At 69.0% G+C, this 15388-nt stretch carries 18 protein-coding genes; 12 read left to right on the top strand and 6 right to left on the bottom strand.

Going from position 1 to position 15388, the window contains the following annotated elements; all coding sequences use genetic code 11:
• Window positions 1-9 precede the first annotated feature (9 nt).
• Window positions 10-1578 (bottom strand): DUF885 domain-containing protein, encoded by a 1569-nt coding sequence (locus tag ACIBQ1_RS28350; RefSeq protein ID WP_397282203.1) that lies wholly within the window; start codon window positions 1576-1578, stop codon window positions 10-12.
• Window positions 1579-1600: 22 nt separating this feature from the next.
• Here ACIBQ1_RS28350 and ACIBQ1_RS28345 point away from each other — a divergent pair, with 22 nt between their 5' ends.
• Entirely contained in the window at window positions 1601-2809 is a 1209-nt protein-coding gene (locus ACIBQ1_RS28345; protein ID WP_397282202.1) for a DUF4032 domain-containing protein, read from the top strand.
• Here the strand turns inward: ACIBQ1_RS28345 and ACIBQ1_RS28340 are convergent.
• The gene (locus ACIBQ1_RS28340) at window positions 2803-3405 is read right to left on the bottom strand and encodes an NAD(P)-dependent oxidoreductase (protein ID WP_397282201.1); all 603 of its coding nucleotides are present in this window, start codon (window positions 3403-3405) and stop codon (window positions 2803-2805) included. The two genes, ACIBQ1_RS28345 and ACIBQ1_RS28340, sit on opposite strands and share 7 nt — an antisense overlap.
• Window positions 3406-3639: 234 nt before the next feature.
• Here ACIBQ1_RS28340 and ngcE point away from each other — a divergent pair, with 234 nt between their 5' ends.
• From ngcE to ACIBQ1_RS28305, 7 genes are all read left to right on the top strand, one after another.
• Window positions 3640-5079 (top strand): N-acetylglucosamine/diacetylchitobiose ABC transporter substrate-binding protein, encoded by a 1440-nt coding sequence (gene ngcE, locus ACIBQ1_RS28335; protein ID WP_397282199.1) that lies wholly within the window; start codon window positions 3640-3642, stop codon window positions 5077-5079.
• A gap of 4 nt (window positions 5080-5083) precedes the next feature.
• Complete coding sequence (locus ACIBQ1_RS28330; protein WP_397282197.1) at window positions 5084-5998, top strand: carbohydrate ABC transporter permease; 915 nt, start codon at window positions 5084-5086, stop codon at window positions 5996-5998.
• Between the two features lie 2 nt (window positions 5999-6000).
• Window positions 6001-6852 (top strand): carbohydrate ABC transporter permease, encoded by an 852-nt coding sequence (locus ACIBQ1_RS28325; protein ID WP_397282195.1) that lies wholly within the window; start codon window positions 6001-6003, stop codon window positions 6850-6852.
• Window positions 6853-6861: 9 nt separating this feature from the next.
• On the top strand, window positions 6862-7122 hold the full coding sequence (locus ACIBQ1_RS28320) for a 4a-hydroxytetrahydrobiopterin dehydratase (protein WP_397282193.1): 261 nt from the start codon (window positions 6862-6864) through the stop codon (window positions 7120-7122).
• Window positions 7123-7217: 95 nt separating this feature from the next.
• Window positions 7218-7778 carry a superoxide dismutase family protein gene (locus ACIBQ1_RS28315; RefSeq protein WP_397282191.1) on the top strand — a complete coding sequence of 187 codons (561 nt, stop codon included), beginning with the start codon at window positions 7218-7220 and terminating at the stop codon, window positions 7776-7778.
• A gap of 50 nt (window positions 7779-7828) precedes the next feature.
• Window positions 7829-8914: a low temperature requirement protein A gene (locus tag ACIBQ1_RS28310; protein ID WP_397282189.1), complete on the top strand. Its 1086-nt coding sequence runs from the start codon at window positions 7829-7831 to the stop codon at window positions 8912-8914.
• Window positions 8911-9240 carry a nuclear transport factor 2 family protein gene (locus ACIBQ1_RS28305; protein WP_397282187.1) on the top strand — a complete coding sequence of 110 codons (330 nt, stop codon included), beginning with the start codon at window positions 8911-8913 and terminating at the stop codon, window positions 9238-9240. Before ACIBQ1_RS28310 ends, ACIBQ1_RS28305 begins: the two co-directional genes overlap by 4 nt.
• Window positions 9241-9345: 105 nt before the next feature.
• Here ACIBQ1_RS28305 and ACIBQ1_RS28300 read toward each other — a convergent pair whose 3' ends face one another.
• From ACIBQ1_RS28300 to ACIBQ1_RS28285, 4 genes are all read right to left on the bottom strand, one after another.
• Window positions 9346-9996 (bottom strand): GPP34 family phosphoprotein, encoded by a 651-nt coding sequence (locus tag ACIBQ1_RS28300; RefSeq protein ID WP_397282186.1) that lies wholly within the window; start codon window positions 9994-9996, stop codon window positions 9346-9348.
• Window positions 9965-10225: a hypothetical protein gene (locus ACIBQ1_RS28295; RefSeq protein ID WP_397282184.1), complete on the bottom strand. Its 261-nt coding sequence runs from the start codon at window positions 10223-10225 to the stop codon at window positions 9965-9967. The genes ACIBQ1_RS28300 and ACIBQ1_RS28295 overlap by 32 nt, the downstream gene beginning before the upstream one ends.
• A 5-nt stretch (window positions 10226-10230) precedes the next feature.
• On the bottom strand, window positions 10231-11169 hold the full coding sequence (locus tag ACIBQ1_RS28290) for an SPFH domain-containing protein (RefSeq protein ID WP_397282182.1): 939 nt from the start codon (window positions 11167-11169) through the stop codon (window positions 10231-10233).
• A gap of 93 nt (window positions 11170-11262) precedes the next feature.
• Window positions 11263-12084: a spermidine synthase gene (locus ACIBQ1_RS28285; RefSeq protein WP_397282457.1), complete on the bottom strand. Its 822-nt coding sequence runs from the start codon at window positions 12082-12084 to the stop codon at window positions 11263-11265.
• Between the two features lie 122 nt (window positions 12085-12206).
• Between ACIBQ1_RS28285 and ACIBQ1_RS28280 the strand changes: the two genes are divergently transcribed.
• From ACIBQ1_RS28280 to ACIBQ1_RS28265, 4 genes are all read left to right on the top strand, one after another.
• Window positions 12207-13670 carry a penicillin-binding transpeptidase domain-containing protein gene (locus ACIBQ1_RS28280; protein ID WP_397282180.1) on the top strand — a complete coding sequence of 488 codons (1464 nt, stop codon included), beginning with the start codon at window positions 12207-12209 and terminating at the stop codon, window positions 13668-13670.
• Between the two features lie 70 nt (window positions 13671-13740).
• On the top strand, window positions 13741-14388 hold the full coding sequence (locus tag ACIBQ1_RS28275; protein ID WP_397282178.1) for a hemolysin III family protein: 648 nt from the start codon (window positions 13741-13743) through the stop codon (window positions 14386-14388).
• Window positions 14388-14753 (top strand): PPOX class F420-dependent oxidoreductase, encoded by a 366-nt coding sequence (locus ACIBQ1_RS28270; RefSeq protein ID WP_397282176.1) that lies wholly within the window; start codon window positions 14388-14390, stop codon window positions 14751-14753. The genes ACIBQ1_RS28275 and ACIBQ1_RS28270 overlap by 1 nt, the downstream gene beginning before the upstream one ends.
• A gap of 46 nt (window positions 14754-14799) precedes the next feature.
• Window positions 14800-15342 carry an HdeD family acid-resistance protein gene (locus ACIBQ1_RS28265; RefSeq protein ID WP_397282174.1) on the top strand — a complete coding sequence of 181 codons (543 nt, stop codon included), beginning with the start codon at window positions 14800-14802 and terminating at the stop codon, window positions 15340-15342.
• Window positions 15343-15388 lie beyond the last annotated feature (46 nt).

Genomic DNA, 15388 nt, shown 5'->3' with positions numbered 1-15388 from the left:
GAGCGCTGCCTATGAGAGCGCCGCCTGCTCGGCCAGGCCCAGCGGCAGCCCGCCCGACCCGGCGATCCGGTCGTGGAACTCCTTCAGCGACCCCTGGAACGACTCCCGGACGCGGTCGATCTCGATCGCGCCGGTGAGGTAGGAAGGCGCCTGCGTGGGCCACGCGCAGTAGCGGTTCACCTCGCCCTGAGCGGTGCCCGGCGACAGCGACGCCCTGGTCGCCATGAACGTCTCCGCCTCCTCGATCGACATGTCCTCGCAGTGCAGCGCCGTGTCCACGACGATCCTGGCGGCCCGGAAGATCCGGCAGTCCAGGTGGGCCAGCTCGGTGGCGGGCGTGTCGAAGTAGCCCTGCTCGTGCAGGAGCTTCTCGACGTACAGGGCCCAGCCCTCGGTGAAGTACGGGGTGCGGAAGACCTTCCTGACGGTACGCGGATTGCCCGCCATGTACGACAGGTGCCAGTGATGCCCCGGGTAGGCCTCGTGCACGGCGATCGAGGGCATCTGGGCCCGCGAGTTCGTCCGCAGGCGCTGGCGTACCTGCTCGGGGGTGAAGCCGTCGGGCGTGTAGGGGACGAAGAAGACGCCCTTGCGCGAGGCGCTCAGCGGGGGAGGCGAGAGGTAGTGGGCGACGGACAGGACGGGACGGGTGTACTCGGCGGAGGGGAGCACGTCGCACTCCTCGCCCTCGGCGAACGTGACCAGGTCCCGCTCCCGCACGAACTCCCTGGCCCGCTGGGTCTCGGCCGCGTACTCGGCCCGCATGTCGGCCAGCGTCGGCGGATGGTCGTCCATGAGGAACTCCATCGCCGCCCGCCAGTCCTCGCCGCCGTTGACCCGCAGCGCCACCTGGCGCATCCGCGCGTCCAGCTCGGCCCAGGCGGCCTTGCCCTTCTCGTGCAGCTCGGCGGCGCCGTAGCCGAGCATCTCGCGGTCGCGCAGCAGTGTGGAGTAGAGCTTCTCGCCCATCCGCCAGGTGCCGCCGCACTCGAAGCCCTCAAGGAAGGCGACCAGCTCGTCGAACGCCCGCGCCGCCGGTTCGGCGGCCTCGGCCAGCCGGGCGGCCAGGTCGGGGTCCTGGACCATGGACGGGATCGTCCGGGTGAGGAAGTTGCGGCCGGTGCGCGCCTGGCCGAGCCCGCGCTTGACCAGCAGCGGGGCGGCCAGCTCGGGGTCGAGGTTGGCACGGCAGGCGGCCAGCACGCCGGGCACCTCGGCCAGCCGGGAGACGGCCGACGACACCAGCTCGGGCTCCGGCTTGAGGCGCCGCTGGAACGGCGCGTACATGGAGGAGAAGATCGCGGAGAGGTAGATGGCCGGGTCGCGCCGCCACTCGGGCCAGGCGGCGAGCGCGATCGAGCCTCTCAGCTGGGAGAGGACCAGGTCTCTGTCGATGGCGTCGTCCAGGGTGGCGGCCTCGATGCCGGAGAGTCGGTCGAGCCAGCGGGCCTCCTCCCGCTCGCGGGCGGTCCAGGCGGAGGCGGTGAAGTCGCCGAGGGTGTGATCGTAACCGTCGGCCCCTAATGAGCTGGCCACGACGGGACGGTCAGAAAAGTACCACTTGAGAAACTCGTCCACCGATGCACCATATCCTGTGGAAATGCCCCTGCAGATCACTGGCGCGCTAGGCGACCCTGACCTGATCCGCCTCCCCTGGGAGGTCCCCCTCCAAGACTGGCCGCAGTACCATCTCGTCGATCTGCCGCGCGGAATATCCCGGCACGTGGTGCGCTTCGCCCGGCTGTCCGGCAAGGTGTACGCGATCAAGGAGATCAGCGAACGGTACGCCAAGCGCGAGTACCAGTTGCTGTGGGATCTGGCCCGGCTCGACGCGCCCGCCGTGGAGCCCGTCGCGTACGTCACCGGCCGCGAGGAAGGGCTGGACGCGGCGCTGATCACCCGGCACCTGCAGTTCTCGCTCCCGTACCGCGCCGTCATGTCGGGCACGCTGCGGCCCGACACGCTCACCCGCCTGCTGGACGCGCTGGCCGTGCTCTTGGTGCGACTGCACCTGAACGGGTTCTACTGGGGCGACTGCTCGCTGTCCAACACGCTGTTCCGCAGGGACGCGGGGGCCTTCGCCGCGTACCTGGTGGACGCCGAGACCGGCGAGATGCACCCGATGATCAGCGAGGGCCAGCGGCTGGCCGACATCGACACCGCCCACATGAACATCTTCGGCGAGATGCTCGACCTGGAGGCCGGCGGGCTGCTGCACCCGTCCATCGACCCCATGGAGACCGCCGAGGACATCGTCACCCGCTACCACCGCCTGTGGGACGAGATCACCCAGAGCGAGATCATCGAGGAGGTCGACTGGCACCGCGTGGAGCAGCGGATCCGGCGGCTGAACCTGCTCGGCTTCGACGTGGCCGAGATGATGGTGCGGCGCAAGGTCGGCACCGGGCGGCTCATCGTCCGGCCCAAGGTCGTGGACTCCGGGCACCACCAGCGGCGGCTGCTCCGGCTGACCGGGCTCGACGTGGAGGAGAACCAGGCGCGGCGGCTGCTCAACGACCTCGACGGGTTCAGGGTGGCCAAGGGGCTGCGGCACGAGGACGAGGCCATCGTGGCGCACCAGTGGCTGGCGGAGGTGTTCCAGCCGACGGTCGAGGCCATCCCCGCGGAGCTGCGCGGCAAGCTGGAGCCCGCGCAGCTCTTCCACGAGATACTCGACCACCGCTGGTACCTGTCCGAGGAGACGGGCGCTGACGTGGGGCTGGCCGCGGCCGTGCAGTCGTACGTGGACAACGTGCTCGTCCACAAGCCCGACGAGAAGGCGCTGCTCCCGGAGGAGGCCGCTCAGTAGGCGACGGTGATCCGCCTGCGCGGATGCAGGTCCTTCTCGAGCTCGTCGGCGATGGCGACCGCGTAGTCCTCGGCCGAGATGAAGCTGCGGCCCTCGGCGTCGGCCAGCAGCGTGTCGCCGCCGATGCGGTAGACGCCGGTGCGCTCGCCCGGCGCGATCTCCGCGGCCGGTGAGATGTACGTCCAGTCCAGGTCCTCGACCTCCCGATAGAGACCGAGGGCCGACCTCTGGGCCTTGGACTCCTTTTTGTAGATCTCCGGGAAGTCGGGCGTGTCGACCAGGTCCTGTCCCGGCGCGACCTGGAGGCTGCCGGCGCCGCCCACGACGATGAGCCTGAGCACGCCGGCCGCGCGCACGCCCTCGATGAGCGCGCGGTTGGCCTCCATGAACGGCGGCTCGGGCTCGGTGCCGTCGCGCGGCGGGGCGATGGCGGAGACGACGGCGTCGTGGCCCTCGGCCAGGGTGGCGGCGTCGTGGACGTCACCCTTGACGGGACCCTTGCGGCTGACGGCGGTCACCTGGTGGCCGCGATTCGCCAGCTCGGCGGCTATGCGCTGGCCGATCATGCCGGTCGCGCCAAAGAGCAGGATCTTCATGCGAGCCAGAGTATCCATCGGATACTGGTTACTTCATCGTGCCATAGGTACCTCATGGTTACCGAGCCGCCGCCGGCTCGGCACTTGCCGCCCGTGTCCCCGTCCACGATGCTGTGGCCAGGCGAGGCGATCACGGCAAGGTCACGTCTCGATTGCGCCCCCTTGACGCGCGTCGGCGGCCGTCCGTACCTTCGGGCAAACGTTTAGGAAACTTTCCTAATTCGGGAGCCCCCCATGACCCATCCAGGCGAGATCACTCGGCGTCAGATGCTGCGCCGCCTCGGCATGACCGCCTTCGTCGCCGGCCCCGGAGCGGGCCTCCTGAGCGCCTGCGCCACGGCCGGCACAGGAGGCGAGCCGTCGGCCGCCCCCAGCATCACCGCCTCCGCCGACCCCAAGAACCCGTTCGGCGTCGACCCCAAGAAGCCGCTGGAGGTGGTCATCTTCAGCGGCGGGTACGGCGACGCCTACGCCAAGGACCTGCACGAGCAGCTCTACAAGAAGGAGTTCCCCGGCGTGCTGGTCAAGCACACCGCCACCCAGCAGATCGGCACCCAGCTACGCCCGCGCTTCGTCGGCGGCGACGCGCCCGACGTGCTCAACAACTCCGGCCCCGACTCGATGGACCTGGCCGCGCTGGCCGCCGAGAACCACCTCGCCGACCTTACCGTGCTCTTCGACGCCCCGTCGATCGACGACCCGGCCAAGAAGATCCGCGATACCGTCACCCCGGCCGTGATCGACAACGCCAAGATCAACGGCAAGGACCTCGTCCTCAACTACACCGTCTCCCACCGCGCGCTCTGGTACAACGCCAAGCTGTTCGCGTCCAAGGGGTGGTCGCTACCGAAGACGTGGGCCGAGTTCACGGCGCTCGGGGACGCGGCCAAGCAGGAAGGCATCCTGCTCTTCGCCTATCCGGGGCAGAAGGGCCCGTACTACCAGCTCTGGAACGTCCTCTACACGGCCGCCAAGATCGGCGGGAACCAGGTCATCATCGACATCGACAACCTGGTCGACAACGCCTGGAACGCCGAGCCGATGAAGCAGGCGGTCACGGCCTGGGTGGACATCCAGCAGAAATATGGCGACAAAGCGTACTTCGGCCTCGATCACACCCAGACCCAGGTCAAGCAGCTCCAGAACAAGCTGCTCTTCTACCCCGTGGGCTCCTGGATCGAGAACGAGATGGCCAAGGACAAGCCCGACGACTTCGAATACGCCATCGCCCCCATTCCCGACGTCACCGCCGCCGACAAGATGCCGTACGGCGCCATCCAGGTCGGCGTCGGCGAGAACTTCGTCGTCGCGGCCAAGGGCAAGAATCCCCAGGGCGGCCTCGAATACCTGCGCATCATGCTGTCCAAGGAAGGCGCGCGCGGATTCACCGAGAAGACCGAGAACCTCACCGTGGTGAACGGCGCCGCCACCGGACTCGACCTGCCCGCCGGCCTGATGAGCGCCGCCAGGGCCCAGGACGCGGCCGGCCAGAACATCATCACCGACGCGCGTTTCGAGGGCTGGTACAAGGAGCTGTTCGACTACGGCACCCAGCAGATCAACGTGGTCATGGCCGGGCGCGTCACCCCGGAGAGGTTCTGCGCGAACATGCAGAAGAAGGCCGACGAGATCAAGAAGGACGACGCGGTCGCCAAGCAGACGCGGAGCCAGTGAGCAGATGGAGCGGCTGCGCAAGTACGGGTTCGTCGCCGGATTCCTCGCCGTCCCCCTGGCGCTCTATTCGGTCTTCGTCATCAGCCCCTACGTCCAGGCGTTCCAGCTCTCCCTGACGAGCTGGAACGGATACAGCTCGATCGTGCGGTACGTGGGGCTGGACAACTTCGGCCGGCTGTTCGACGACGAGGTGTTCTGGCAGGCCCTGCGCAACCACGGGATCATGCTGCTCGTGCTGCCGATCGCGACGATCGTCATCGCGCTGTTCCTGTCGTTCCTGCTGAACCTGGGCGGCGGCACGCGCGGCGCGGGCATGAGCGGGGTCTGGGGGTCGACGTTCTACCGGGTGGTGTTCTTCTTCCCCCAGGTCCTGGCCGTGGCCGTGGTGGGCGTGCTCTTCCAGGCGGTCTACCGCCCCGACGCGGACGGTGTCATCAACGGCGTGCTCGCCAGGTTCGGCGCCGGGCCCGTCGGCTGGCTCACCGAGCCTGGCCTGGCCCTCTGGTCGATCATCGCGGTGATGATCTGGCAGGGCGTCGGCTTCTACGTGGTGCTGTTCTCGGCGGGGATGGCGGCCATCCCCAAGGACTATTTCGAGGCCGCCGCGCTCGACGGCGCCGGACGCGTGCGGCTGTTCTTCTCGATCACGCTGCCGCTGCTGCGCGACACCATCCAGGTCGGCTGGATCTATCTGGGGATCGCGGCCTTCGACGGATTCGCCTTGGTGCAGGTGCTGGCGGGCGACAAAGGCGAGCCCGACGGCGCCACGACCATTCTCCCCGTCACCATCTACAAGACGGCCTTCGCCTACAACAAGGTCGGATACGCGTCCGCGATGGGCGTGGCGCTGTTCTTCCTCACCGTGACGTTCGCCGTGCTGACATTGCGTACGACCAGGCGTGAAAGGGTTGAGCTCTAGAGATGGCCAGAAACCGGCCCAGGCCAGGGCCCGGCGTGCTCAACGGGCTCTCGCACGTGGCGCTGGCCGTGTGGGCGCTGCTGATCATCCTGCCGCTGCTGTGGACGTTCCTGGCGTCGTTCAAGAACAACACCGAGATCTTCGGCGACCCGCTGCAGCTCCCGGGGGCGCTGCGGCTGGACTCGTGGGGCCGGGCCTGGGACAAGGCGCACATCGGGCAGTACATGCTCAACACCGTCATCGTCGTCTTCTTCGGCACGGCGGGCACGATGTTGTTCGGGTCGATGGCGGCGTATGTGCTGGCTCGCTACCGGTTCATCGGGAACAAGCTGATCTACTACTACTTCGTGGCCGGGCTGGCGTTTCCGGTGTTCCTGGCCCTGGGGCCGCTCTTCTTCGTCGTCAAGCAGTTCGGCCTGCTGAACTCACATTTCGGCCTCATCCTCGTGTATATCGCCTATTCGCTCCCGTTCACCGTCTTCTTTTTGGCGGCATTTTTCCGGACTCTGCCGGAAACTGTCGCCGAGGCGGCCATGATCGACGGCGCCTCGCACACCCGGACGTTCTTCCAGATCATGGTGCCCATGGCCCGGCCCGGCCTGATCAGCATCACCATCTTCAACGTCCTCGGCCAGTGGAACCAGTATCTGCTGCCCCTCGTGCTCCTGGCCGGCGACCCGGACAAATGGGTGCTCACCCAGGGCATCGCCAAGATCTCCACCCTGGCCGGGTACGAGGCGGACTGGCCGGGCCTGTTCGCCGCGCTGAGCATGACGATCCTGCCGGTCATGGTCGTCTACATCATCTTCCAACGCCAGATCCAGTCCGGGCTCGGCTCGGGGGCGCTGAAGTAACGTGGCGCCATGAGCGAGAACCTGCCCGAATGGCGGCGCGAGGGCGACGAGATCCGGCGCACGATCGAGGCGCCCGACTTCCCCACGGCCATCCGCATCGTGGACGAGATCGCGGTGCGGGCCGAGGAGCTCAACCACCACCCCGACATCGACATCCGCTGGCGTACTCTCCACCTGGCCCTCACCACCCACGACGCGGGCGGGCTCACCGACCTCGACTTCACGCTGGCCGCGATCATCGACGACATCGCGGCGAAACGCGGCGCCTAACCGCCAAATACTCACCGTAGCAGTGCTGTCACTCGTTAGAGTGGGTGCCCTCCCAGGGCCCTCCTGTCGTAGGGGCTCGAACCATGGAGGGTCTCATGCGCGTGCCCGCACTCCTGCTCATCATGCTCACCGCAGCCTGCGCGGGCCCGCCCGCCCCGCTCCAGCAGGTCATGGGGCCCAGTGAGGGGCCCACGGGCGGGGCGATCAGGCTGGCGGGCGAGGGGGAGTTCACCGCCTCCGACACCTCGGCCATCGCCTACGACCGCAAGCTGGCCCCGAAGGGGGCCCAGGGCAGCGCCCACGTCGAGTCGGCCGACGGCAAGACCCGCACGACCCTCGTCGTCGAGGGCCTGCTCCCCAACCGCCACTACGGCGCCCACCTCCACGACAAGCCGTGCGGCAAGAAGCCAGAGGAGGCGGGGCCGCACTACCAGCACACGGCCGGCGAGGTCAGCGCGGCCAGTGAGGTCTGGCTCGACTTCACCACCGACGGAGAGGGCGCGGGCCGCTCGACCGCCCGCAACGACTGGGTCCTCGACCCGGCCAAGCTGCCCGGCTCGCTCGTCATCCACGCCAAGGCCACCAAGACCTCGGGTCCGGAGGTGGGCACGGCGGGGGACCGCGTGGCCTGCTTGACCCTGAAAAAGGTGTCGTAATCCCCCTGCCGCGGGCATAATTACACAATTACATAGCGGAAGGTGTAGTTGTGACCCAGTGGCAGCCACCCAGATTACGGCTGTTCGAAGACGCGCATCGCAGGGCCACCTGGCTGGAGCTCCTGTACGACCTCGTCTTCGTCGTGGCCGTCGCCGAACTGGCCGGCGTGCTCCCCACGAGCCTGCCGGCATTCGTGGGCCTGTTCGTACCGATCTGGTGGGCCTGGCTGGGCTACGTTTTCTACGCCAACAGGTTCGACACCGACGACGTCAGCCACCGGTTGCTCGCGCTGCCGCAGATCCTGGCCGTGGCGATCATGGCGGCGAGCGTGAGCGACATCGAGCAGCGTTCCGGGCTTTTCGCCATCGCGTACGTGGTGGTCAGGGTGCTGCTCATCGTGGCCTATGTCCGCGCCGGTCGCCACGTGCCCGAGGCCAAGCCCCTGACGACCCGCTATGCCATCGGGTTCACGGTGGCGGCGCTCATCTGGCTGGCCTCGCTCGCCGTCGAGCCGCCCCAGCGCTACGCGTTCTGGGCCGTCGCCATCGCGATCGACCTCGTCACACCCCTGCTGACCAGGCGGCACCAGGGCAGGCTGCCGCCGCAGACCGAGCACCTGCCGGAGCGCTTCGGCCTGTTCGTGGTGATCGTCCTGGGCGAGGTCGTGGCGGCGGTCGTCCTCGGGCTGAAGGGCCACGACGTGACGCCGGGCACGCTGCTGGTCGCCCTGGCCGGGGTGGCGGTCGCGATGGGCTTCTGGTGGCTCTACTTCGGCCACACCGACGAGTCCGTCGTCCTGCGGACCCGGCTGGCCGGGCAGGTGTGGGTCTACTCGCACCTGCCGCTCTCGCTGGGCCTGGTGGCGTTCGGGATCGGGATCGAACACGCGATCATGGAGCCGTCCTCGTCGAGCTGGTCCTTCGGGCTGCCCGCCGCCGTGGTGCTCGCCGTGCTCGGCCTGCAACACCTGTGCTCGTCCGACCGGCGGGCGGGCGCCATCCGCCTCGGCGCGGCGGTGCTCACGCTCGCCGCCTCGGCGCTTCCCGTGGCCGCCGCGCTGCCGCTGATCCTCCTGTGCGCGGCGGCGCAGGTGGCGTACGACCTGTTCCGCCCGCAGCCGGAAGGTGCCGCATGACCGCCAAGGACCTGTTCGACCGCCAGCTCGCCGCCATCGCCGACCGCGACCTGGAGGCCCTGCTGGGCCAGTACCACGACGAGGCCACGGTCGTCCGCTTCGACCGGGTCGCCCGGGGCCCCGCCGAGATCAGGGAGCTGTTCGCCGCGTACCTCTCGGCGGAGCCCAAGGTGGACGAGATCATCTCGATGCGGACGACCGACGACGTGATCTTCTACCACGCCCTGATGACGGTCGCCGGGAACCGCGTCACCACGTACGGAACCCTGGTGATCAGGGACGGCAGGATCTGGCGCCAGACGGCGGCCGCCGCGCCGCTCACCTGATCAGTGGGCGCGCATGCGCTCGATGGCCTGGAAGGCGGTGCGGACGGCGGATACCCTGGCCGGCCGTCGGCGGCCTCCGTGTTCGCCGACGGCCGGTGGGGCGGGTCAGCCGGCGGCGCTCGCGTTGGCCGCGGCTTCCACGTTCTTGCGCAGCGCCGTGGTGATCGGCTCGATGGGCGCCGACAACTCCTCGACCCGGCGCCGATGGCGGCGCCACTCCCGGGCGGGCAGGACCGTCTTGAGCCGGGTCGCCGCGGCCAGGGCGGCCAGGACGCGGACGTCCTGGCTCAGGCGGCCGACGGGCCGCCCGCCGTGGACCGCCCGCGCCACTTGCTCGGCGAGCCTGCGCGAGAGGTACGGCTTGCGCGGCGTGACCCGCTCGACCGGGAACAGCAGGACCCGGTGGCGCTCCACCCGCACCAGCCGGGCGGCCTCCAGCTCGTCGCGGACCAGGCGGTACGCCTGCGAACGCTCCTTGCGGATCCAGCTCCGCCACGACCGGGGCGGCGAGCCGGAGATCTGCTCCCAGACCGCCGCCTGAAGGGGGCCGGGGGAGGCGGGGGCGGTGACCGCCCGCGCCTTGCCCGACTCGTCCGCCAGGCTGCCGCTCAGCATCAGCTCGGCGAGCGCCGCCGCGCGCAGGAGGTAGCCCAGCTCGCGGCGGCCGGCCGGCCTTTCCCTGCGGACGTCGAAGGCCAGCAGGAACGCCGACCTCGGTGGGGAATCACCCTGCTGTGTCGTCGGCTGCGGTGCCATCCGTCATCTCCCCTCCTTCCGGGGCTTCTTCCGTCTCCGGGGCCTTGCGCGGGCGCCCCCGTGGGCGCATCCGGCCCACGCCGTCGGGCAGGCGACCGGCCTCGGAAAGGACCTTGCGAAGCAGGAACTCGATCTGCGAGTTCGTGCTGCGGAGGTCGTCGGCGGCCCACTTCGCCAGCGCGTCGTGGACCGCCGGGTCTAGTCGCAGCAGGATCTTCTTCCGCTCCACGGTGATTACTGGTAGAGCGTGCCGGCATTGACCACCGGCTGGGTGTCGCGGTCGCCGACCAGCACCACCATGAGATTGCTGACCATGGCCGCCTTGCGCTCCTCGTCCAGCTCCACCACGTCGTGCTCGGCGAGCTTGGCCAGCGCCGTCTCGACCATGCCGACCGCCCCCTCGACGATCCGCTGCCTGGCCGCCACCACCGCACCGGCCTGCTGGCGGCGGAGCATCGCGTGGGCGATCTCCGGTGCGTACGCCAGGTGGATGATGCGCGACTCGATGACCCTCACCCCGGCCGAGGACACCCTGGCCCCGATCTCCGCGGACAGCCGCTCGTTGATCTCGTCGGCGTTGTCCTGCAGCGACAGCCGCGGCTCGCCGTGCGAGTCGTACGGGTAAGTGCCCGCGATGTGCCGCACCGCCGTCTCCGCCTGGATCGCGACGAACTCCACGAAGTCATCCACCTCGAACATCGCCTGCGCCGTGTCCCGCACCTGCCAGACCACCACGGTCGCGATCTGGATCGGGTTGCCGTCGGCGTCGTTGACCTTCGTCACCTCGGTCTCGTGGTTGCGGATCCTGGTGGACACCCGCCGCCGCATGGTGAACGGGTTGACCCACTGGAAACCGGGCGTCCGCAGGGTGCCGACGTACCGGCCCAGCAGCTGGACGACCCGGGCCTCGCCGGGCGCCACGGCGGTGAGCCCGCCGGTCAGCACCGACCCGACGACGATCACGAGGCTGGCCGCCACCACCAGCCACGCGCCGCCCTGCCCGCCCCCGCGGGCGAGCGTGATGATCCCCAGGGCGAGTAATCCCGCCCCGGCCAGGATCAGCGCCGTCGCGACCCCCAGCAGCACGAATCCGTTGGCCGCCCGGACCGGGTGCTCGCTGGTGTGCGGCGCCGGCATGTCCACGACGGTCCCATGAAGCGATGTGTCTGTCATCGCCTGTCCCCCTTGTCTACCCGGCCTTGTCTGCTATCAAAGTGATATCACTTTTTGGGCATGCGGGGAAGAGGTCACCAGCGGTGGGCACTGTCAGCCGAAGACGGCGGGCGGCGGGACGGGGGCGAGGACCGGGTCGCCGTCCTTGATGGGGGCGGCGCCGGCGATGAAGTTCGTCAGCGCCTCGCCGTGCACGCATCTCGCCTGCGTCAGCCCGCCCGCCGCGCGCCGCGTCAGGAGGTCTGTCGGCAGGCCCGCGCGGGAGGCGGCCACGATCAGGTTGCCGAAGCGGCGGCCCCGCATGATGCCCGGCTCCGCCAGCAGGGCCACGTGGCCGAACGTGCCGGTCACCGTGGCGAGCACGCGCCGGGCGAAGGCCAGGCCCTTGCCGTCGGCCATGTTGATCAGGAGGGTCCCGCCCGGGCGCAGGATCCTGGCGATGTCGCCCATGTACTCGGCCGTGGCCAGGTCGACGGGCATCGTCGCCCCCGTGAAGGCGTCCAGCACCACCAGGTCCGCCGACTCGTCCCAGACCTTGGCGGTGCCCTCGCGGCCTCCGGCCACGATGACCTTCAGACGGGGCACCGAGCGCAGGTCCAGCTGCTCGCGCACCAGGTTGACGAGGAGGCCGTCGGGCTCGATGACGATGTGGCGGGAGCCGTGCCGGGTGGCGGCGATGTAGCGGGGGATGGTGCAGGCGCCGCCGCCCACGTGTACGCAGCTCAGCGGCCCTTCCGACAAAAGGTCGATCACATCCGCCATGAGTCGTACATACTCAAATTCCAGAAATGTCGGGTCTTGTAGATCAACATACGACTGAGGTACGCCATCTTTGGACAGAACCCAGCCGTCCTGCCTGTCCAGATCACGGAGAAGCTCGACTTCGCCGAACGTCACCGGATACAGGCCGGGCATCGGTTCCCGCTGTCCTCGTGCCACGCTGATCCCCTCCTGGGAGAAACCGTATGCGACGACGAAGGCTGATTGTGCTCGTTATCGCACTTGTCGCGGTAGTTGGGGCGGGTGCGTTCGCGGTCATGGCGTCGAACCGGGTCAAGGGGAGCGCTGACCGGACCGCCGCGGAGTACTTCGACGCCTGGCGCAAGGGTGACGTGTCACGGATGGCGCGCCTGGTGTACCAGCCGCCGACCGACTTCGCCATCAGGCATCGCCGGCTGACGGAAGAGCTGCACATCGAGTCCATCAAGCTGACCCCGGGCCGGTTGCGGAGCACGGGGGAGGGGGCCGCCGAGGTGCCGTTCGCGGGGGTTCGGCAGCTCGCCGACTTCGGGGCGTGGCCGTTCGACAGCACGTTGCGGCTCGGCGTACGGGATCGGACCTGGAAGGTGCTGTGGGCCCCCGAGACGCTGCACCCCCTGCTCAAGGACGGCGGCACGCTGGAGGTGGACGAGATCGACGCGTCGGTGACCGAGCTGGTCACCAGCGAGGGCGAGCGGATCCCGAACGACAGCTACGCCGATGCCTATCTCAACCAGCTCAAACCCGAGTTCGGGTCGTCGTCCCAAGGCTGGGAGCTGGTGTCGAAGCTGCCGGGGCAGCCCGCCAGGCAGCTGCTGACCCGCCGGCCCGAGGCGAACGTCGAGCGGACCACGCTGTCGCGTCCCGTGCAGGCGGCGGCCGCCAGGGCGCTGGACGGGGTCGACGACTCGGCGGTCGTCGTCATCCGGCCGAGCACCGGCGAGATCCTCGCGCTGGCCGACCGCCTCAAGAACAGCTACAGCGCGGTCAAGGACGTCTTCCCCCCGGGGTCGGTGTTCAAGACGATCACGGCGGCGGCGCTGCTCGGGAGCGGGCTCGACCCGGCGGCGCAGGTCGAGTGCCCCGGCACGTACACCATCCCGTTCCACCGGCCGTTCAAGAACGACGGGGAGGTGGACCGCGGGCTCGTCAGCTTCGCCGACGCGTACGCCTACTCCTGCAACACCACGTTCGTCGAGCAGGCCACCACCAGGCTCACCGCAGATCAGTTGCGTGAGACGGCGGACGAGTGGGGGTTCGGCCGCCAGATAGCGACCGGCATCGGCGGCACCTGCGGCAACATGCAGGAGACCGACGACCCGGACATGTTCGGCCTCGACGCGATCGGTCAGGGCCAGGTCGTCGCGACGCCGCTGTGCATGGCCGCGCTCGCCGCCACCGTGCAGAGCGGCACCTGGCGCTCGCCCCGGCTGCTGTCCGACGCGCAGGTACGCCGGATCGACGGCATCCCGCACAAGGACGTGCCGATGGACGAGGGGGTCGTGGCCTCGCTCAGGACCATGATGGCCGCCGTGGTCGATCACGGCACGGCGAGCGACATGGGGCTGCCGGAGGGCGTGGCGGGCAAGACGGGGACGGCCGAGGTGGACGGCGAGGGGGAGTCGCACGCGTGGTTCATCGGCTACCGGGACGACCTCGCCTTCTGCGTCTTCGTACGACACGGCGGCTCGGGTCGGCAGGCCGCCGTCCCGATCGCCGCTCGCTTCTTCAACGGCCTCTGACCTGCGGAAGGGCCGTGTCCGGCGGGCCCGGGCAAGTGGCCCGCGCGAAACCTACGGTACCGTAGGTTTCATGACGACCATCACCGTCAAGCCCAGGCTGCGAGGCTGGTTGCACACCGGGGCGCTGCCCGTGACGCTGGTCGCGGGGTTCGTGCTCGTGGCACTCGGCCCGACCCTCCAGGCCCGGATGGCCTCCGCCGTCTATGCCATCACGTCCGGTTTGTTGTTCGGGATCTCGGCGACCTATCACCGGGGCACGCTGGGGCCGCGACTGGCGGAGCTCCTGCGCCGGTTCGATCATGCCAACATCTATTTGATCATCGCCGGCACCTACACGCCTTTCGCCCTGCTCGCGCTGGACGGGGTGGCCAGGATCGCGGTGCTCTCCGTGATCTGGGGCGGCGCGCTGGCCGGGGTGCTGTTCCGGGTGTTCTGGATGAGCGCGCCGCGCTGGCTCTACACCGTCCTCTACCTGGCGTTGGGCTGGACCGCGATCTTCGTGATGCCGCAGTTGCTGGAGGGCGCAGGTGTGGCCGCCGTCGTGCTGGTGGCCGTCGGCGGCGTCTTCTACTCGGCCGGCGCCGTCGTGTACGGCCTGCGCCGCCCGGACCCGTCGCCCCGCTGGTTCGGCTTCCACGAGGTCTTCCACGCCTTCACGCTGGCCGCGTACCTGGTCCAGTACATCGCGGTGTCGATTGTGGTTTATTCGCACGTGTGATGAACCTTGGGGCTGAGCAGTACATCTCGGTGACCACGTACCGGAAGGACGGCACCGCCGTCGCGACCCCGGTGTGGGCCGCGCAGGACGGTGACGCGGTGGTCTTCTGGACCCCCGCCGATTCGGGCAAGATCAAGCGGATCCGGAACAATCCCGAGGTCAGCGTGGCTGGGTGCGACTTGAGGGGCAACCTGAGGACCGAGCCCGTCAGGGGCCGGGCCGTGGTGCTGGACGCGGCGGAGACCGAGCGGGTGCGCGGGCTGCTGCGGCGCAAGTACGGCCTCCTGGGGCGGATCACGCTGCTCGGCAGCAGGCTCCGCAGGGGGAGCACCGGAACGGTCGGGGTACGGGTCACTGACATTTGACCCCACACTGGTCTGTTTTCGGGCATTGCTGAGGAAACAGACCAGTATGGGAGATATCTCGCAGTCGTGGTGGCTCCTGCTCATACGCGGCCTCGCGTCGATCATCTTCGGCCTGCTGGCGCTCATCTGGCCGGGGATCACGGTGCTCGTGCTGGTGATCTTCTTCGGCGCGTACGCGCTGGTCGGCGGCGTGGCTGAGCTGTTCGCCGGGTTCCGGCACGGAGCCGAGTCGCGAGCCTGGCTGATCTTCTCGGGAATTATCGGGATATTGGCCGGTATCGCGACATTCATCTGGCCGGGCATCACGTCACTGGCCCTGCTCTACGTCGTGGCCTTCTGGGCCATCTTCACCGGCGTTCTGGAGATCATGGCCGGCATCAGACTCCGCAAGACCATCGACAACGAGTGGATGCTCATCATCGGCGGCATCCTGTCGGTGATCTTCGGCATCCTGCTGCTCATCTGGCCGGCCGCCGGACTGGTCAGCCTCGCCTGGCTGGTCGGGGTCTTCGCGATCCTGTACGGCATCGCGATGGTCGCTCTGTCGTTCCGCGTGAAGAACTTCACTCGCGGGGTAGGTATGCCGTAAATTTTACGTAGATGCCTCCGTTCCTCAAGAGGAACCTCCGGTCAGA

Origin of the sequence: Nonomuraea sp. NPDC050153, assembly GCF_044460125.1 — a bacterium.
Classification (GTDB): domain Bacteria; phylum Actinomycetota; class Actinomycetes; order Streptosporangiales; family Streptosporangiaceae; genus Nonomuraea.
Note: the sequence above shows the minus strand (reverse complement) of the source record. Positions and strands in the feature narration are given on the sequence as shown.